Below are 14,213 nucleotides of genomic sequence, written 5' to 3' on the forward strand. Positions count from 1 at the left end.
TCTACGCTACGGCCCGTGCGTCCGCGACCCGGTCTATGCCGGGACAAGCCCGGCACGGCGGCCGTGGAGGCAAGCCTATTTGCGCGCCATCCAGTCACGCAGCTTCTTCTCCAGCACCGGCATCGGCAGCGCCCCGGTGTCGAGGACCTCGGCATGGAAGGCGCGGGGATCGAAGGCACCGGCCTGCCGGGTCTGCGCCTCCGCCTTCAGCTTCAGGATCGTCAGCTGCCCGATCTTATAGGCGAGCGCTTGACCCGGGATGGCGATGTAGCGCTCGACCTCCGCCGTCGCGTCCGTCTTCCCCATAGGCGAGTTGGCGAGCATATAGGCGATCGCCTGATCGCGGCTCCAGCCCTTGGCATGGATGCCGCTGTCGACCACGAGCCGCATGGCGCGCAGCATCTCGTCGGACAGGCCGCCCATCCGCTGATAGGGATCGGTCTCCATGCCCACCGGCTTCCACAGGGTCTCGGCGTAGAGCGCCCAGCCCTCGACATAGGCGGTGTTGCCGCCGAACCGCATGAAGGCGGGCAGTGCCGCATTCTCCTGCGCCAGGCTGATCTGGAAATGATGCCCCGGCACCGCCTCGTGCAGGTAGAGCGTCTCCATCCCCCAGGTGTAGCGGGTCGGCAGGTCGTAGGTGTTGTAGTAGAAGATGCCCGGCCGCGATCCGTCTGGCGTACCCTGCTGGTACGAGCCGCCGGCATCGGTCTTGGCGCGATAGTCCGGCACCGGCCGGATCTCGAGCGGGGTCTTGGGGATCAGCGAGAACTGCTCGCGCACGCGCGCGTCGATCCGCTTGCCGATCGCCTCATAGCCCGCGCGCAGTTCGGCCGCCGTCTTCGGCTGGAACCTGGGATCGGTGCGCAGTTCGTCGAAGAATTGGGCCAGCGTGCCCTTGAACCCCACCGCGGCCTTCTGCGCCTCCATCTCGCGCGTGATCCGCGCCACTTCCGACAGGCCGAGGCTGTGCACCGCCTCCGCCTGGAGCGGCAGCGTCGTGTTCGCCTCGATGTCATAGGCGTAGAGCGCCGCGCCGCCCGGCAGGGCCGACAGGCCGACCGTATCGCGCGCTTTGGGCAGATACTCCGTCTTCAGGAAGTCGCGAAACTTGGTATGCGCCGGAATGATGACATCGCGCACCTGCGCGGCATAGGCCGCCGTCAGCACCGCGCGCTCGGGCGCCGGGATGGAGTCGGGGAACATGGTGACCGGCGCGTAGAAGACCGATCCCTCGACGCCCTGCGCGATCAGCGCGTCGAACTGCGCGATCATGTTGTTCACGACGAGCTTGGGCTGGACGACGCCCTTGGCCATCCCCTCGCGCATCAGCTCGATCGCGCGATCGTAGAGGGCGGCATAGCCGGCGTTGCGCTTCAGATTGTTGCGATAGTCGGCCAGCGTCTTGAACGGTGCGCCGCCCTTGCCGCTGGCGAAGTCGGGATAGAAGGTCTGGAAGCCGCTGAAATGGTCTACCGGCATCAGCCGCGTCAGCGCCAGGATCTCCGGCGCGAAGCCGCGCAGCGCCACCTCGGTCTGATTGCGGAAGACGTCATAGGCGATTTGGTCGGTCGGGGTCAGCCTGGCGCGATCGATCGCCTTGAGCGCGGCGAGGTCCGCCTCCAGGTTGCGCTTGCTCAGCGCGGTGCGCGCGTCGGACAGATAGTCGCCGAACTGATCGGCGTAGCGCATGTCGCCCCGGAAGATCGCGCTGATCGGGTTCAGCTTCAGGTCGCGCTCGTCGCTGTCGTAGAACAGCCGCTTCAGCCGCGCATCCTCCGGCCCGTCGCCGGGCACGGGTGCGGGCGGCGGCAGCGCCTGGCCCAGCGCCGGCGTGGCGGTGGCGAGAAGCAGGGCGGAAAGCAGGATAGAACGCATGGATATCCTTTGTCTGGAAAGCGGTTACGCGGCGTGCCTATCGCCTCGGACGCCGGTGCGAAAGCAGGACTAGCGCCCTCCCAAGCTTATGTCGCTTTTGTCACGGCCGCGAAGCGCCCATCTGCTGGCCATGGCGACGTTACTCGATCCCACGGAGCGCGGCCGGGTCATCCTGGTCGGCGCCGGGCCCGGCGATCCCGGCCTCCTCACCGTTCGCGCGGTGGAGGCGCTGAAATGCGCCGACATCGTCGTCCATGACGGGCTGATCGATCCGCGCGTCCTCGATCTCGCGCCGGCGACGGCGCAGCGGATCTCGGTCGCGAAGAGCCGCTCGAAGCACACGCTGCCGCAGGAGGCGATCAACGCCCTGATCGTGGCGCATGTCCGCACCGGCGCCCTGGTCGTCCGGCTCAAGGGCGGCGATCCCTTCATCTTCGGGCGGGGCGGCGAAGAGGTGGAGGCCGTGCGCGCTGCCGGCCTGCCCGTCGAGGTCATCCCGGGCGTGTCCGCTGCCCTAGGTTGCGCGGCGGAGGCGATGCTGCCCCTCACCCATCGCGATCACAGCTCGGCGGTGTCGTTCGTCGCGGGCCAGTGCAAGGGCCTGTCCGATCAGGACTGGTCGGGGCTCGCCGGTCAGGGTCGCACGCTGGTGATCTACATGGGCGTCGCGACCGCGTCCGACATCGCGGACAAGCTGATGGCGGACGGCGTCGCTCCCGACATGCCGGTCGCGGTGCTCGAGAAGGGCACGCTCGATGGCCACCGTGCGCTGCGCACGCTGCTGGCCGACCTCGGCCCGATGGTGACGCGCGAGAAGGTGCAGAGCCCCGCGATCATCGTCGTGGGCGAGGTGGTCATGCTGTCCGACGCCCAGGACCGGCTCGGCCGCTGGGCGCGCGTCGCGGAGGGGCTGTCGGCATGAAGATCCTGACCGGCAACGATCTTCCCACCGGCGACGTGACCTGGTGGACCGGCTCCGGCTGGTCGCGCCATATCGAGGATGCGGTGGACGTCGGCGACCATGGCGAGGCGATCGCCCGCGCCGAAGAGGGCGCAAGGCGGGTCAACGTCCCCTATGTGATCGAGGCGACGGCCGGCCCGGATGGCCCGCGCCCCGCCCATATCAAGGACCGCATCCGTGCGCTCGGTCCGACCGTGCGACCCGACCTGACGCTGAAGCCAGCCGATCCGCACGCCGGCGGCTGGGTCATATGATGTGCAATCAAAGCTCCTCCCCGGCACGGGGAGGGGGACCGCGCCCGAAGGGCGTGGTGGAGGGGGATCGGCCCCAGGCGCACCATGCGTGGAGTTACCCCTCCACCATGCTGCGCATGGTCCCCGTCTCCGCTTCGGGCAGGATGTTCTGATGTACCAATACGACCAGTATGACCAGTCGATCGTCGACGCCCGCGTCGAGGAGTTCCGCGACCAGGTCGCACGCCGCCTCTCCGGCCAGTTGACCGAGGACCAGTTCAAGCCGCTGCGCCTGATGAACGGCCTCTATCTCCAGTTGCACGCCTATATGCTGCGCGTCGCCATCCCCTATGGCACGCTGTCGTCGCGGCAGATGCGAACGCTCGCCTCGATCGCCCGCGACTATGACCGCGGCTACGGCCATTTCACCACCCGCCAGAACCTGCAGTTCAACTGGATCAGGCTGGAGGATACGCCGGCCATTCTCGCCCGGCTCGCCGCAGTGCAGATGCATGCCATCCAGACCAGCGGCAACTGCATCCGCAACATTTCGTCGGACCAGTTCGCCGGCGCGGCCGCCGACGAGCTGGTCGACCCGCGTCCCTATGCCGAGCTGCTGCGGCAATGGTCGACCTTTCACCCCGAATTCACCTATCTGCCCCGCAAGTTCAAGATCGCGGTGATCGCCGCCGAGGAGGATCGCGCGGCGATGCGGCTGCACGATATCGGCCTTCGGCTGGTGCGGCGCGACGGCGTGATCGGGGCGGAGGTCTATGTCGGCGGCGGCATGGGCCGCACCCCAATGATCGCGCCGCTGATCCGCGACTTCGTGCCCGCCACCGAGCTGATGAGCTATCTCGAGGCGGCGCTGCGCGTCTACAATCGCTACGGCCGGCGCGACAACATCTACAAGGCGCGGATCAAGATCCTCGTCCACGAGATCGGCGCGGACGAATATCGCCGTCAGGTCGAGGAGGAATTCGCGCATGTTCGCACGCTGGGCATCGACCCGCCGGCGGCCGAGCTCGACCGGATCGCAGCGATGTTCGCGCCGCCCGCCTTCGCCGAAGACGCGCCCGAAGGCGTGGACCGCAGCGATCCCGACTTCGCCGTCTGGCTCGACCAGAATGTCCGCCCGCATCGCCAGCCGGGCCATAGCGTCGTCACGATCAGCCTGAAGCCGATCGGCGGCATTCCTGGCGACGCCTCTGCGGAGCAGATCGACTGCGTCGCCGATCTGGCCGAACGCTATTCCTTCGACGAGATCCGCGTCACCCATGCGCAGAATCTCGTCCTGCCGCATGTCCGGCAGGCGGATCTCCATGCCGTCTGGTCGGCGCTGCGCGAGGCCGGGCTGGCGGAGGCCAATCTCGATCTCGTGACCGACATCATCGCCTGCCCCGGCCTCGACTATTGCAGCCTCGCCAATGCGCGGTCGATTCCGCTCGCGCAGAAGCTGGCGGTGCGCCTCGCGCCGCGGCAGCATGATTTGGGCGAGCTCAAGGTGAAGATCTCGGGCTGCATCAACGCATGCGGCCATCACCATGCCGGCCATATCGGCATCCTCGGCGTCGACAAGAAGGGGACGGAGAACTACCAGCTCTCCTTCGGCGGCTCGGGCGCGGAGGATGTCAGCCTGGGCAAGATCACCGGTCCCGGCTTCGACGAGGACGGCGTGGTGGAGGCGATCGATCGCGCCACCCGGACCTATGTCGCCCTGCGCGAGGAGGGCGAGCGGTTCCTCGACACCTATCGTCGTGTCGGCATGCAGCCGTTCAAGGAGGCGATCTATGGCTGATACGGTGCTGCGCTTCCGCGACGACGCCGCGCACGAGGAGCCGGCGATCACGCTCGATGCCTTTCTCGTCCAGCAGACCAACGCCACCGCCGTGCGGCTGGAGGCCGGCGACGATGCGCGCGCGCTCCTGCCCCATCTCGATCGGCTGGCGCTGGTCGAGGTGAGCTTTCCGACCTTTCGGGACGGCCGCGGCTATTCGGCGGCGCGCATCCTGCGCGAGGCGGGCTATGAGGGCGAATTGCGCGCGGAGGGCGACGTCCTCGTCGACCAGCTGCCGCTGATGCGGCGCTGCGGCTTCGACAGCTTCGCCCCGCAGGCGGAGATCGACGCGGCGGCCCTGGAACGGAGCCTCGATCGCTATGACTATCGCTATCAGGGCGCGGCCGACGCGGCCGTCCCCGTCTGGAAATTGCGCCATGGGTGAACCCTTGCGGCAGATCGACCTGATCGACGTCACTCCGGCCTTCTCCGCCGAGGACGCCGCGGCACTGGAGGCCCGCTTCGCCGGCGTCCCGGCGCCCGAGATGCTGCGGACGCTGCTGACGGGCGAGCTGGCCGGGCGTATCGCCTCCGTCTCCTCTTTCGGTGCGGAGTCGGCGGTGCTGCTCCACATGGTCTCGGCCATCGACCCGGACGTGCCGGTGATCTTCACCAACACGCAGAAGATGTTCGGCGAGACCCTCGCCTATCGCGACGAGCTGTCCGAGCGGCTGGGGCTCACCGACCTGCGCGTCTTCCGTCCCGATCCGCGCCTGCTGGCGGCGAAGGACAAGACCGGCCTGCGCTGGTCGTACGACCCGGACGGATGCTGCGAGCTGCGCAAGGTCGAGCCGCTGGCGCGCGCCCTGGCGCCGTTCGATGCCTGGATCTCGGGGCGCAAAGGCTTCCAGTCGGGCACCCGCCTGGCCCTGCCGCGCTTCGAGATCGATCAGGGCCGGCTCAAGATCAACCCGCTCGCCGACTGGAAGAAGGCCGATCTCGACGCCTATTTCGCGGCGCACGACCTTCCCCGCCACCCGCTCGAGGCGCAGGGCTATCTGTCGATCGGCTGCGCGCCCTGCACCAGCAAGGTGCGCCCCGGCGAAGACCCCCGCGCCGGTCGCTGGCGCGGCTGGGACAAGGTGGAATGCGGTATCCACCAGCCGGTGACGCCGGGCGAGGATCCGATCTTCTGATCGCGTTTCCGGCGAACGGACCTGCGCCGTTCGCCGGAGGCGTGCCTCAGAACCGATAGCCGATCGAGGTCATCAGGATCGGATAGACCTTGTACTTGTCGACATCGTCCTGAAGGCTGCGGCGCTCGTCTTCGAGGCTCGCGCGGAAGTTGGGATCGTTGCGCAGCGTTCCGGTCGAGGTGAACTCGCGGATCCGCACCGCGCCCTGGAACAGCGCGCCCGCCTCGAAGCCGAACATGAAGCCGCGGCGGTTGCCGCCGCTCCAGCCGAGCGTCAGCGCCGGCGCGAACTTCTTCACCTCGGCGCGGCCGGACAAGGTGCCGACCTGCGCGGCGGTATAGGTCTCGCCGCCCACCTCGATCGTGCTCTGGCCGTTCGAAAGCTCGGCATCGAGCCCGGCATTGCTGCGGTTGGCGCGCGCGCCGCCGGAGATGCGGAACGAGCCGCCGAACGGGTAGATGTCGACCATCCCGCCGAACGACTTCAGCCGCAGCTTGGCATCATAATCGGTGTCGTCCGACGAGGCGCTGCCGTTGATGCTCAGGAAGGTTGCGCTGCCGCGGATGCCGATATGGTCGTTGATGCGGAAGCCCAGCTCGGGCCCGATCCCCAGCGTGCCGCCGACGATCGCCGCGGTGACGGTGGAGCGGGGCCCGCTATCCTCCGCCGCCCGCTCCTGCGCCGCGACCGGTGCCGCAAGCGCAACGATCCCCACCACCGCAAGCGCGATGTTCGTCTTCGTCATAGTCTGTCCTTTCCCCCGCCGGGGCGACCCCCCGCCCCGGCCTGTCGAAACGCCCGCCCGAGGGGCGACCGCTGCGCACGGCCATGCAATGCCGTTGGGGCGCGCGTCATGATCCATTTGGATGATGACAGGCGGAACGGCATCGCGCCGTTCGCGCGGGGAAAACTCACATATTCGGGTAGTTGGGACCCCCGCCACCCTCGGGCACCACCCAGTTGATATTCTGTGTCGGGTCCTTGATGTCGCAGGTCTTGCAGTGGACGCAGTTCTGCGCGTTGATCACGAACTTCGGATCGCCCTCCTCCACCCCGACGACCTCATAGACCCCCGCCGGGCAGTAGCGCTGCGCGGGCTCGTCGTAGAGCGGCAGGTTATGCTCGATCGGGATCGAGGGATCGCGCAGCGTCAGATGGACCGGCTGATCCTCTTCGTGGTTGGTGTTCGACAGGAACACCGACGACAGCCGGTCGAAGGTCAGCACGCCGTCGGCCTTCGGATAGACCGGCGGCTTGACGAGATCCTTGCGCCACAGCGTCTCGTTGTCGGGATGGTGGTGCAGGGTGAAGGGCATCTTCAGCCCGAAATGCTCCAGCCACATGGTGATGCCCGACAGGCCCGACCCCATGAAGTCGCCGAACTTCTTGACCAGCGGCACGACGTTGCGGACGACCGACAGCTCCTTCTTCAACCAGCTCGTTTCGAACGCCGCCGGATAGGCGGACAGCTCGTCCCCCTCACGTCCTGCCTGGATCGCCTCGAACGCCGCGTCCGCCGCCATCATCGCCGACTTCTGCGCCCCATGCGTGCCCTTGATCCGCGGCACGTTGAGGAAGCCCGCCGAGCAGCCGATCAGCGCACCACCCGGGAAGACCAGCTTGGGAATCGACTGGAGCCCGCCGTCATTGATCGCGCGGGCGCCGTAGGAGACGCGCTTGCCGCCCGCGAGCAGCTCGGCGATCGCCGGATGCGTCTTCCATTTCTGCATTTCCTGGAAGGGCGACAGATAGGGGTTGGTATAGCCCAGCCACGTCACGAACCCGATCGACACCTGCCCGTTCGCCTGATGATAGATCCAGCCGCCGCCATTGGCATCGTCGCCCAGCGGCCAGCCTTGCGTATGGATCACCTTGCCCGGCACATGCTTTGCCGGATCGATGTCCCACAGCTCCTTTACGCCCAGGCCATAGACCTGCGGATCGCTGTCTGCGGCGAGGTCGAAGGTGCGGATCAGCTCCTTGGTCAGGTGGCCGCGCACCCCTTCGGCGAAGAAGGTATATTTGGCGTGCAGCTCCAGCCCCGGCTGCCAGTCGGGCTTGTGTGTGCCGTCGCGCGCCACGCCCATGTCGCCGGTGGCGACGCCCTTCACCCGCCCGTCCTCATGGAACAGGATCTCGGCCGCGGCGAAGCCCGGGAAGATCTCCACCCCCAGCGCCTCGGCCCGCCCCGCCAGCCAGCGGCACAGATTGCCGAGCGAGCCGGTATAGGTGCCCTTGTTGTGGAGGAAGGGCGGCGTCCAGAGATGCGGCAGGTTGAACTTGCGCTTCGCCGTCAGCACCCAGTGATGGTTCTGCGTCACCGGCGTCTCGGCCAGCGGGCAGTCGCTGTCGCGCCAGTCGGGGATCAGCTCGTCGAGCGCGCGCGGATCGATCACCGCACCCGACAGGATGTGGGCGCCGACCTCCGAACCCTTTTCCAGCACACAGACCGACAGCTCCGCCCCGGCCTGTTCGGCGCGCTGTTTCAGGCGGATCGCCGCGGACAGGCCCGCCGGCCCCGCCCCCACGATGACCACGTCATAGGGCATCGATTCGCGCTCGCTCATCACACTCTCCAACCAGGCCGTAGCGTCACCGGCGGATCACTCCGCCGGGCGCGGGCCGCTGTCCGTCTGTCCCGATCGGCAGTCCGCCAAGTTGACCCGCAGGTCAACTGTCGAGCATGAAGCCGCCTGCATGGACGCGTACCCGCCCCTCGACACCGCAGACTATGCGAGCGCGCTGGACTGGTGGCGCGATGCCGGGGTCGACGTTCTGGTCGAGGACGCGCCGCGTGATTGGCTCGCGACGCCGATCGCACCGCCGCGGCCTGTTGTTGCTCCCGCCGCCGCGGATGCCGCGCCCGCGGGCACGGCGATGCCCGACACGATCGAGGCGTTTGCCGGCTGGCGGCTCGGCCCCGATGCGCCGGAGGCGGGCTGGAGCGGTGTGTCGCTCGCCGCATCCGGCCCGATCGATGCGCGCGTGATGGTGCTGGTCGACTGCCCGGAACGCGAAGATGGCGATGCCGGCACGCTGGTGTCGGGCGCGGCCGGGCGGCTCCTCGATCGGATGCTGGCGGCGGTCGGCCTTTCGCGGGAGACGGTGCATCTCGCTGCCGTCTGCGCCCGTCGTCCCGCCTCCGGCCGGATGCCACGCGACATTGAGGCGCGACTGGGCGAGGTAGCGCGCCATCACGTCGGCTTGGTCGCGCCCGAACGGCTGCTGTTGCTCGGCGATGCGACGAGCCGTGCGGTGCTGTCGGCAGAACGACCGGCGGTACGGGGCGGTTTACAGCCCTTCAATCATAAAAGGGGACAAACGGGGGTTGTCGCCAGCCTGCATCCGCGCCTGCTGCTCGAACGGCCGGCGCTGAAGGCGGAAAGCTGGCGGGATCTGCAGTTGCTGGTCGCGGGGATGGAAGAGCGGAAGGCATGATGCGAAACCTGTTGATGGCCGCGACCCTCGTCGCGCTGCCCTGCGCGGTTCAGGCGGCTCCGTCCGTTGGCGTCGGCGATGATGGCGACGCCCGCACCGTCGCGCCGCTGCCGCCGCAGCTCGAACCCGCCCAGCGCGACGCCTATCGCGCCGTCTTCGCCGCGATCCGCTCGGGCCGCTGGCAGGACGCACAGCTCGCGCTCGACGGCATGGCGCCCGGCCCCCTGCACAGCGTCGCCCGGGCCGAACTCTATACCGCCAAGGGCTCGCCCAAAGTGCCGGTCGAAGCGCTCGTCTCGCTCCTCAACGAAGCGCCCGAACTTCCGCAGGCGGAGGCGGTACGCCGCCTCGCCGCCGCGCGCGGGGCCACCGATCTGCCGCCGCTCCCAGTCGCGCAGCGCCTGATCTGGAACGACGGCGCGCCGCGCCGCGTCCGGGCCAAGGCGACCGCCAGCGACCTGATCGCGGCCGATCTCGCCCAGAAGATGCAGCCCTTCGTCAAGGCGGACGATGGCCCTTCGGCTGAGGCGCTGCTGATCTCCACCAGCGGACTTTCCGGCGAGGCGCTGACCGAATGGCAGGCGCGGATCGCCTGGATCTACTTCCTGTCGGGCAATGACGCCAAGGTCCGCGAACTCGGCGCACAGGCGGCGGCGGGCGTCGGCGACTGGGCGGTGCAGGGCCGCTGGATGGCGGCGCTGGCGGCGTGGCGACAGAAGGATTGCGCCGCCGCCGAAGAGGGTTTCGAAGGGGTCGCGGCCCGCGCCGGCGACGTCGATCTGCGCGCCGCCGGGCTCTATTGGGCGTCACGCGCGGACATGGTTTGCGCGCGCCCCGATCGCATTCAGGGCCGACTGAAGGCGGCCGCGCAATTCGGCGAGAGCTTCTACGGGCAGCTCGCGCGCCAGGCGCTGGCGATGCGCGAGCCCGCGGTCAAGGCGCCGGGGATCGGCCCGTCCGACTGGGCGCGGATCGACCGTCGCCCCAATGTCCGCATCGCCGCCGCGCTGGTCGAGATCGGCGAGAGCGACCTCGCCGACGACGTGATCCGCCAGCAGGCGAAGATCGGCAACCCGGCTGAATTCGCCAGCCTGATCCGCCTCGCCGAGGCGCTCGACCTGCCCGCGACCACGCTGTTCCTCGCGCACAACCTGCCCAATGGCGTCACCGCCACGGCCGAGGCGCGCTACCCGGCGCCGAACTGGACGCCGGACAGCGGCTGGCGGATCGACAAGGCGCTAGTCTACGCCCATGCCCTGGAGGAATCGCGCTTCCGCAAGGCGGTGACGAGCCCGGCCGGCGCCTATGGCCTGATGCAGATCATGCCCGCCGCCGCGACCGACTTCGCTCGCGAGCGCGGCACGGCGATCGACAAGGCGGCGCTCACCCGCCCCTCCACCAACATGGACATCGGCCAGCGCGACCTTGAACGGCTGCGCGACATGGGACTGACCGGCGGACTGCTGCCCAAGGTGATTGCCGCCTACAATGCCGGCCCCAAGCCGGTGGGCGAATGGAACAGCCTCGTCCATGACGGTGGTGACCCGCTCCTCTATATCGAGAGCATCCCCTATTGGGAGACGCGCGGCTACGTCACCACGGTGCTGCGCAACTACTGGATGTACGAGGCGCGGACCGGCAAGCCTGCGCTCGCCAGCCGGGCGGCGCTCGCGCAGGGCCTGTGGCCGCGCTTCCCCGGACTGTCCGGCGCGACGGCGGTGCGCATGACCCCGGCGCGCGAGGCGCGGACGATGGTCGCCGCCGTCCAGCCGCAGCGCTCTGCGCCGCGTGTCGCTGCGCCGGTCGTCGTCGCGGCGACCCGCGCGACCATGCCCGCACCGGCCGCCGCCGCCCCGCTGGTCGTCGCCGCGACCGAGCGCGCTCCCGTGGCGCCGCTGACCGTCGTGTCCGCGCGTACCGCTCCGGTCCTCGCCGCCACCCCGACCCCGCCGATCGGCACCACGGCGCGGGTCGCCGCGATCGTCAAGGCCATCCCGAGCGCCGTCAAGGCCGCAGCCGGTGCGGTGGCCGACAGCGAACTGCTCAAGGCCGCCGGCGCGGCAATGGCGATGCAGCCCCAAGCGCTGGTCGGCGCGCTCGCAGACACGATCAGCATCGGCGGCAAGCCCGACTGATGCCGATCGACGAAAGCCGCACCTTCGTGCCGGTGCGGATCGCGGTGCTCACCGTTTCCGACACGCGCGGGCTTGCCGAGGATCGCTCCGGCGACGCGCTGGTCGCGCGGCTGACCGAGGCCGGGCATATGCTGGCCGATCGGGCCATCCTGCGCGACGATGCCGACGCGATCGTCGCCCATCTTCATCGCTGGATCGACGACCCGGCGATCGACTGCGTCCTGACCACGGGCGGCACCGGCGTCACCGGCCGCGACGTCACACCCGAGGCGGTCGAGCGTGTCGCGGACAAGATGATCCCCGGCTTCGGCGAGTTGTTTCGCTGGCTCAGCTTCCAGACGATCGGCACCTCGACCATCCAGTCGCGCGCCTGTGCCTGCGTCGCGCGCGGCACCTATGTCTTCGCGCTGCCCGGATCGACCGGCGCGGTGCGCGACGCCTGGGACGGCATCCTGCGCGATCAGCTCGACAGCCGTCATCGCCCCTGCAACTTCGTTGAGCTGATGCCCCGCCTCACCGAGCGCTGACCGTCAGCCGCTCTGCATGGCCGCCAGCTCGTGTCCGTCGACGTCGCGGAAATGGAAGCGGCGTCCACCGGGAAAGGCGAAGATCGGCACCACGATCGTTCCGCCCGCCGCCTCGACCGCGCCGAGCGTCGCCTCCAGATCGGCGACCCGGATGACCGGCAGCGGCGCGCGGACCTTGTCGGGCGCGGCGTCGAGGCCGAGATCGGTGTCCCCGCTCGTCGTGGCGGCGTAGTCCGGCCCGAAGTCGCTGAAGCTCCAGCCGAACGCCTCCGCATAGAAGCGCTTCGCCGCTGCCCGATCGCCGACAGGCAGTTCCAGATACTCCAGACGTCCCATGTCTCGCCTCCCTTGTTCGAACTATGTTCTAGCGTTGATTGGGGCTCGTCGCAATGTTCTTGAACTGTTCCACGTGGAACAATAGGACCGCGATATGGCGAGTCCCCGGCCCCAGCGCGGCGCGACGCAGAATGCGGAAAGCACGCGCTTCAATTTACCCCAGACCGACTCGGATGGTGACTGGCTCGATGCGCGCGAAGCGATCGACGGCGCCCCGCCGCCGCTCCGTACGACCGTGACGGTCGAGCGGCCGCGGACCATCATCAGCCGCAACGCCTCTCCCGATGTGCCGTTCGACCGGTCGATCAATCCCTATCGGGGATGCGAGCATGGCTGCATCTATTGCTTCGCGCGTCCCAGCCACGCCTTTCACGACCTCTCGCCGGGGCTCGATTTCGAGAGCCGGCTGTTCGCCAAGCCCGACGCCGCGGCGCTGCTCCGCGCCGAACTGGCCAGGCCGGGCTATGTCGCGCGGCCGATGGCGCTCGGCACCAATACCGATCCCTATCAGCCGATCGAGCGCGAATGGCGCATCACGCGGTCGGTGATCGAGGTTCTGGCGGAGACCGAGCATCCACTGACTATTACCACCAAGTCCGACCGGGTGACGCGCGATCTCGATATCCTCGCGCCGATGGCGGCGAAGGGACTGGCGGCGGTATGCCTGTCGGTCACCTCGCTCGATCCGAAGATCGCGGGCACCGTCGAGCCCCGCGCTCCGCATCCGGAACGCCGGCTCGCGGCGGTGCGCAGGCTGGCCGATGCCGGCGTAGCGACCTATGTCTCCATCTCGCCCGTCATCCCCGCCATCACCGACCACGAGATCGAGCATCTGGTCGAGCGCGCCGCCGAGGCTGGCGCCCGCCACGTCTTCTTTCTCCCCGTACGCCTGCCCTGGGAGGTCGCGCCGCTGTTCCGGGCTTGGCTGGACACGCATTTCCCGGACCGTGCAGGCAAGGTCATGGCGACGATCCGCTTCATTCGCGGCGGGCGCGACAATGATCCCGACTTCTTCACGCGGATGCAGGGTTCCGGACCCTGGGCAGAGCTGATGCGCACCCGCTTCCAGATCGCCGTCCGCAGGCATGGGCTGAACGCGGAGCGGATCGCACTGCGCTCCGACCTCTTCCGTCCGCCCGCCGGTGCGCAGGGCGAGTTGTTCTGACGCAGCCATCGCGGCTGCCGATCGTTCTGCTTCTATCGCCGGCCTCAGCCGGGACGATCGAAGGAGAGCCACGATGCACGAGACTCCGAAGGGCGCGAACCCGATGCAGGATCGCGATCAGCAGCAGGGCATGGATCGCCAGCAGAACCAGCAGGGCGGACAGGGCAATACCCAGCAGGGCGGCGGCAGCGCCGGCGAGGGCGCGTCCGGACTGCAGGAAGAATCCGGCGCGGGCTATGGCAACAATGCCGGCACGCAGGGCAGCGAGGGCGAGCGCGGACGGTAAGATCGTCCGTTTCGATTTCCCGGCGCAGGCTGGAGCTTTGGTACATGGCACCCTGCCGTCCGCCAGAAAGCTCAGCCTGCGTAAAACCTTTGCGAAAGTCGCTTCGTCATGCCGGGCTTGTTCCGGCTTCCACGGTTCCGCACAAGATCAAGCCATTGACTTGTGGCACGGTGGATCCCGGAACACGTCCGGGATGACGCGTGGAAGAGGACGTTTTGCGACTTTTGCAAACGTCCCGCCTGCGCTGGGATGACGTCGGGATAAGGGCGTTGCTGCCTTCT

At 68.6% G+C, this 14,213-nt stretch carries 14 protein-coding genes; 10 read left to right on the forward strand and 4 right to left on the reverse strand.

Annotated elements, in window-relative coordinates:
• Window positions 1-75 precede the first annotated feature (75 nt).
• Entirely contained in the window at window positions 76-1,878 is a 1,803-nt protein-coding gene (locus IEX18_RS11350) for a DUF885 domain-containing protein (protein WP_188658886.1), read from the reverse strand.
• A 130-nt stretch (window positions 1,879-2,008) separates the two neighbouring features.
• Here IEX18_RS11350 and cobA point away from each other — a divergent pair, with 130 nt between their 5' ends.
• The 5 genes from cobA to IEX18_RS11375 all read left to right on the forward strand — a co-directional run bounded on the left by cobA (window position 2,009) and on the right by IEX18_RS11375 (window position 6,045).
• Window positions 2,009-2,800, forward strand: a complete 792-nt coding sequence (gene cobA, locus IEX18_RS11355) for a uroporphyrinogen-III C-methyltransferase (RefSeq protein ID WP_188658887.1) — start codon at window positions 2,009-2,011, stop codon at window positions 2,798-2,800.
• The gene (locus IEX18_RS11360) at window positions 2,797-3,093 is read left to right on the forward strand and encodes a DUF2849 domain-containing protein (protein ID WP_188658888.1); all 297 of its coding nucleotides are present in this window, start codon (window positions 2,797-2,799) and stop codon (window positions 3,091-3,093) included. The genes cobA and IEX18_RS11360 overlap by 4 nt, the downstream gene beginning before the upstream one ends.
• 151 nt (window positions 3,094-3,244) lie before the next feature.
• Complete coding sequence (locus IEX18_RS11365; RefSeq protein ID WP_188658889.1) at window positions 3,245-4,870, forward strand: nitrite/sulfite reductase; 1,626 nt, start codon at window positions 3,245-3,247, stop codon at window positions 4,868-4,870.
• Window positions 4,863-5,294 carry a DUF934 domain-containing protein gene (locus IEX18_RS11370; protein WP_188658890.1) on the forward strand — a complete coding sequence of 144 codons (432 nt, stop codon included), beginning with the start codon at window positions 4,863-4,865 and terminating at the stop codon, window positions 5,292-5,294. The genes IEX18_RS11365 and IEX18_RS11370 overlap by 8 nt, the downstream gene beginning before the upstream one ends.
• Entirely contained in the window at window positions 5,287-6,045 is a 759-nt protein-coding gene (locus tag IEX18_RS11375; RefSeq protein WP_188658891.1) for a phosphoadenylyl-sulfate reductase, read from the forward strand. Before IEX18_RS11370 ends, IEX18_RS11375 begins: the two co-directional genes overlap by 8 nt.
• A gap of 46 nt (window positions 6,046-6,091) precedes the next feature.
• Here the strand turns inward: IEX18_RS11375 and IEX18_RS11380 are convergent, their stop codons facing one another.
• Both IEX18_RS11380 and IEX18_RS11385 read right to left on the reverse strand, forming a co-directional pair.
• The gene (locus IEX18_RS11380) at window positions 6,092-6,790 is read right to left on the reverse strand and encodes a hypothetical protein (protein WP_188658892.1); all 699 of its coding nucleotides are present in this window, start codon (window positions 6,788-6,790) and stop codon (window positions 6,092-6,094) included.
• Between the two features lie 166 nt (window positions 6,791-6,956).
• Entirely contained in the window at window positions 6,957-8,612 is a 1,656-nt protein-coding gene (locus IEX18_RS11385) for an electron transfer flavoprotein-ubiquinone oxidoreductase (RefSeq protein WP_188658893.1), read from the reverse strand.
• Window positions 8,613-8,742: 130 nt separating this feature from the next.
• Here IEX18_RS11385 and IEX18_RS11390 point away from each other — a divergent pair, with 130 nt between their 5' ends.
• Genes IEX18_RS11390 through moaB form a run of 3 tightly spaced genes read left to right on the forward strand, consistent with a single transcriptional unit; the run spans window position 8,743 to window position 12,145 of the window.
• Entirely contained in the window at window positions 8,743-9,483 is a 741-nt protein-coding gene (locus IEX18_RS11390; RefSeq protein WP_188658894.1) for a uracil-DNA glycosylase family protein, read from the forward strand.
• Window positions 9,480-11,618, forward strand: a complete 2,139-nt coding sequence (locus IEX18_RS11395) for a lytic transglycosylase domain-containing protein (protein ID WP_229664539.1) — start codon at window positions 9,480-9,482, stop codon at window positions 11,616-11,618. The genes IEX18_RS11390 and IEX18_RS11395 overlap by 4 nt, the downstream gene beginning before the upstream one ends.
• Entirely contained in the window at window positions 11,618-12,145 is a 528-nt protein-coding gene (gene moaB, locus IEX18_RS11400) for a molybdenum cofactor biosynthesis protein B (RefSeq protein ID WP_188658895.1), read from the forward strand. The genes IEX18_RS11395 and moaB overlap by 1 nt, the downstream gene beginning before the upstream one ends.
• Window positions 12,146-12,148: 3 nt before the next feature.
• Here the strand turns inward: moaB and IEX18_RS11405 are convergent, their stop codons facing one another.
• Window positions 12,149-12,481 (reverse strand): VOC family protein, encoded by a 333-nt coding sequence (locus tag IEX18_RS11405; protein WP_188658896.1) that lies wholly within the window; start codon window positions 12,479-12,481, stop codon window positions 12,149-12,151.
• A 94-nt stretch (window positions 12,482-12,575) separates the two neighbouring features.
• Between IEX18_RS11405 and IEX18_RS11410 the strand changes: the two genes are divergently transcribed.
• Both IEX18_RS11410 and IEX18_RS11415 read left to right on the forward strand, forming a co-directional pair.
• Window positions 12,576-13,646, forward strand: coding sequence for a PA0069 family radical SAM protein (locus IEX18_RS11410; protein WP_188658897.1), 1,071 nt, complete (start codon window positions 12,576-12,578; stop codon window positions 13,644-13,646).
• 73 nt (window positions 13,647-13,719) lie between these two features.
• Window positions 13,720-13,932, forward strand: a complete 213-nt coding sequence (locus IEX18_RS11415) for a hypothetical protein (protein WP_188658898.1) — start codon at window positions 13,720-13,722, stop codon at window positions 13,930-13,932.
• Window positions 13,933-14,213 lie beyond the last annotated feature (281 nt).

The sequence above is a fragment of the Sphingomonas metalli genome (assembly GCF_014641735.1).
Taxonomy (GTDB): Bacteria; Pseudomonadota; Alphaproteobacteria; order Sphingomonadales; family Sphingomonadaceae; genus Sphingomonas; species Sphingomonas metalli.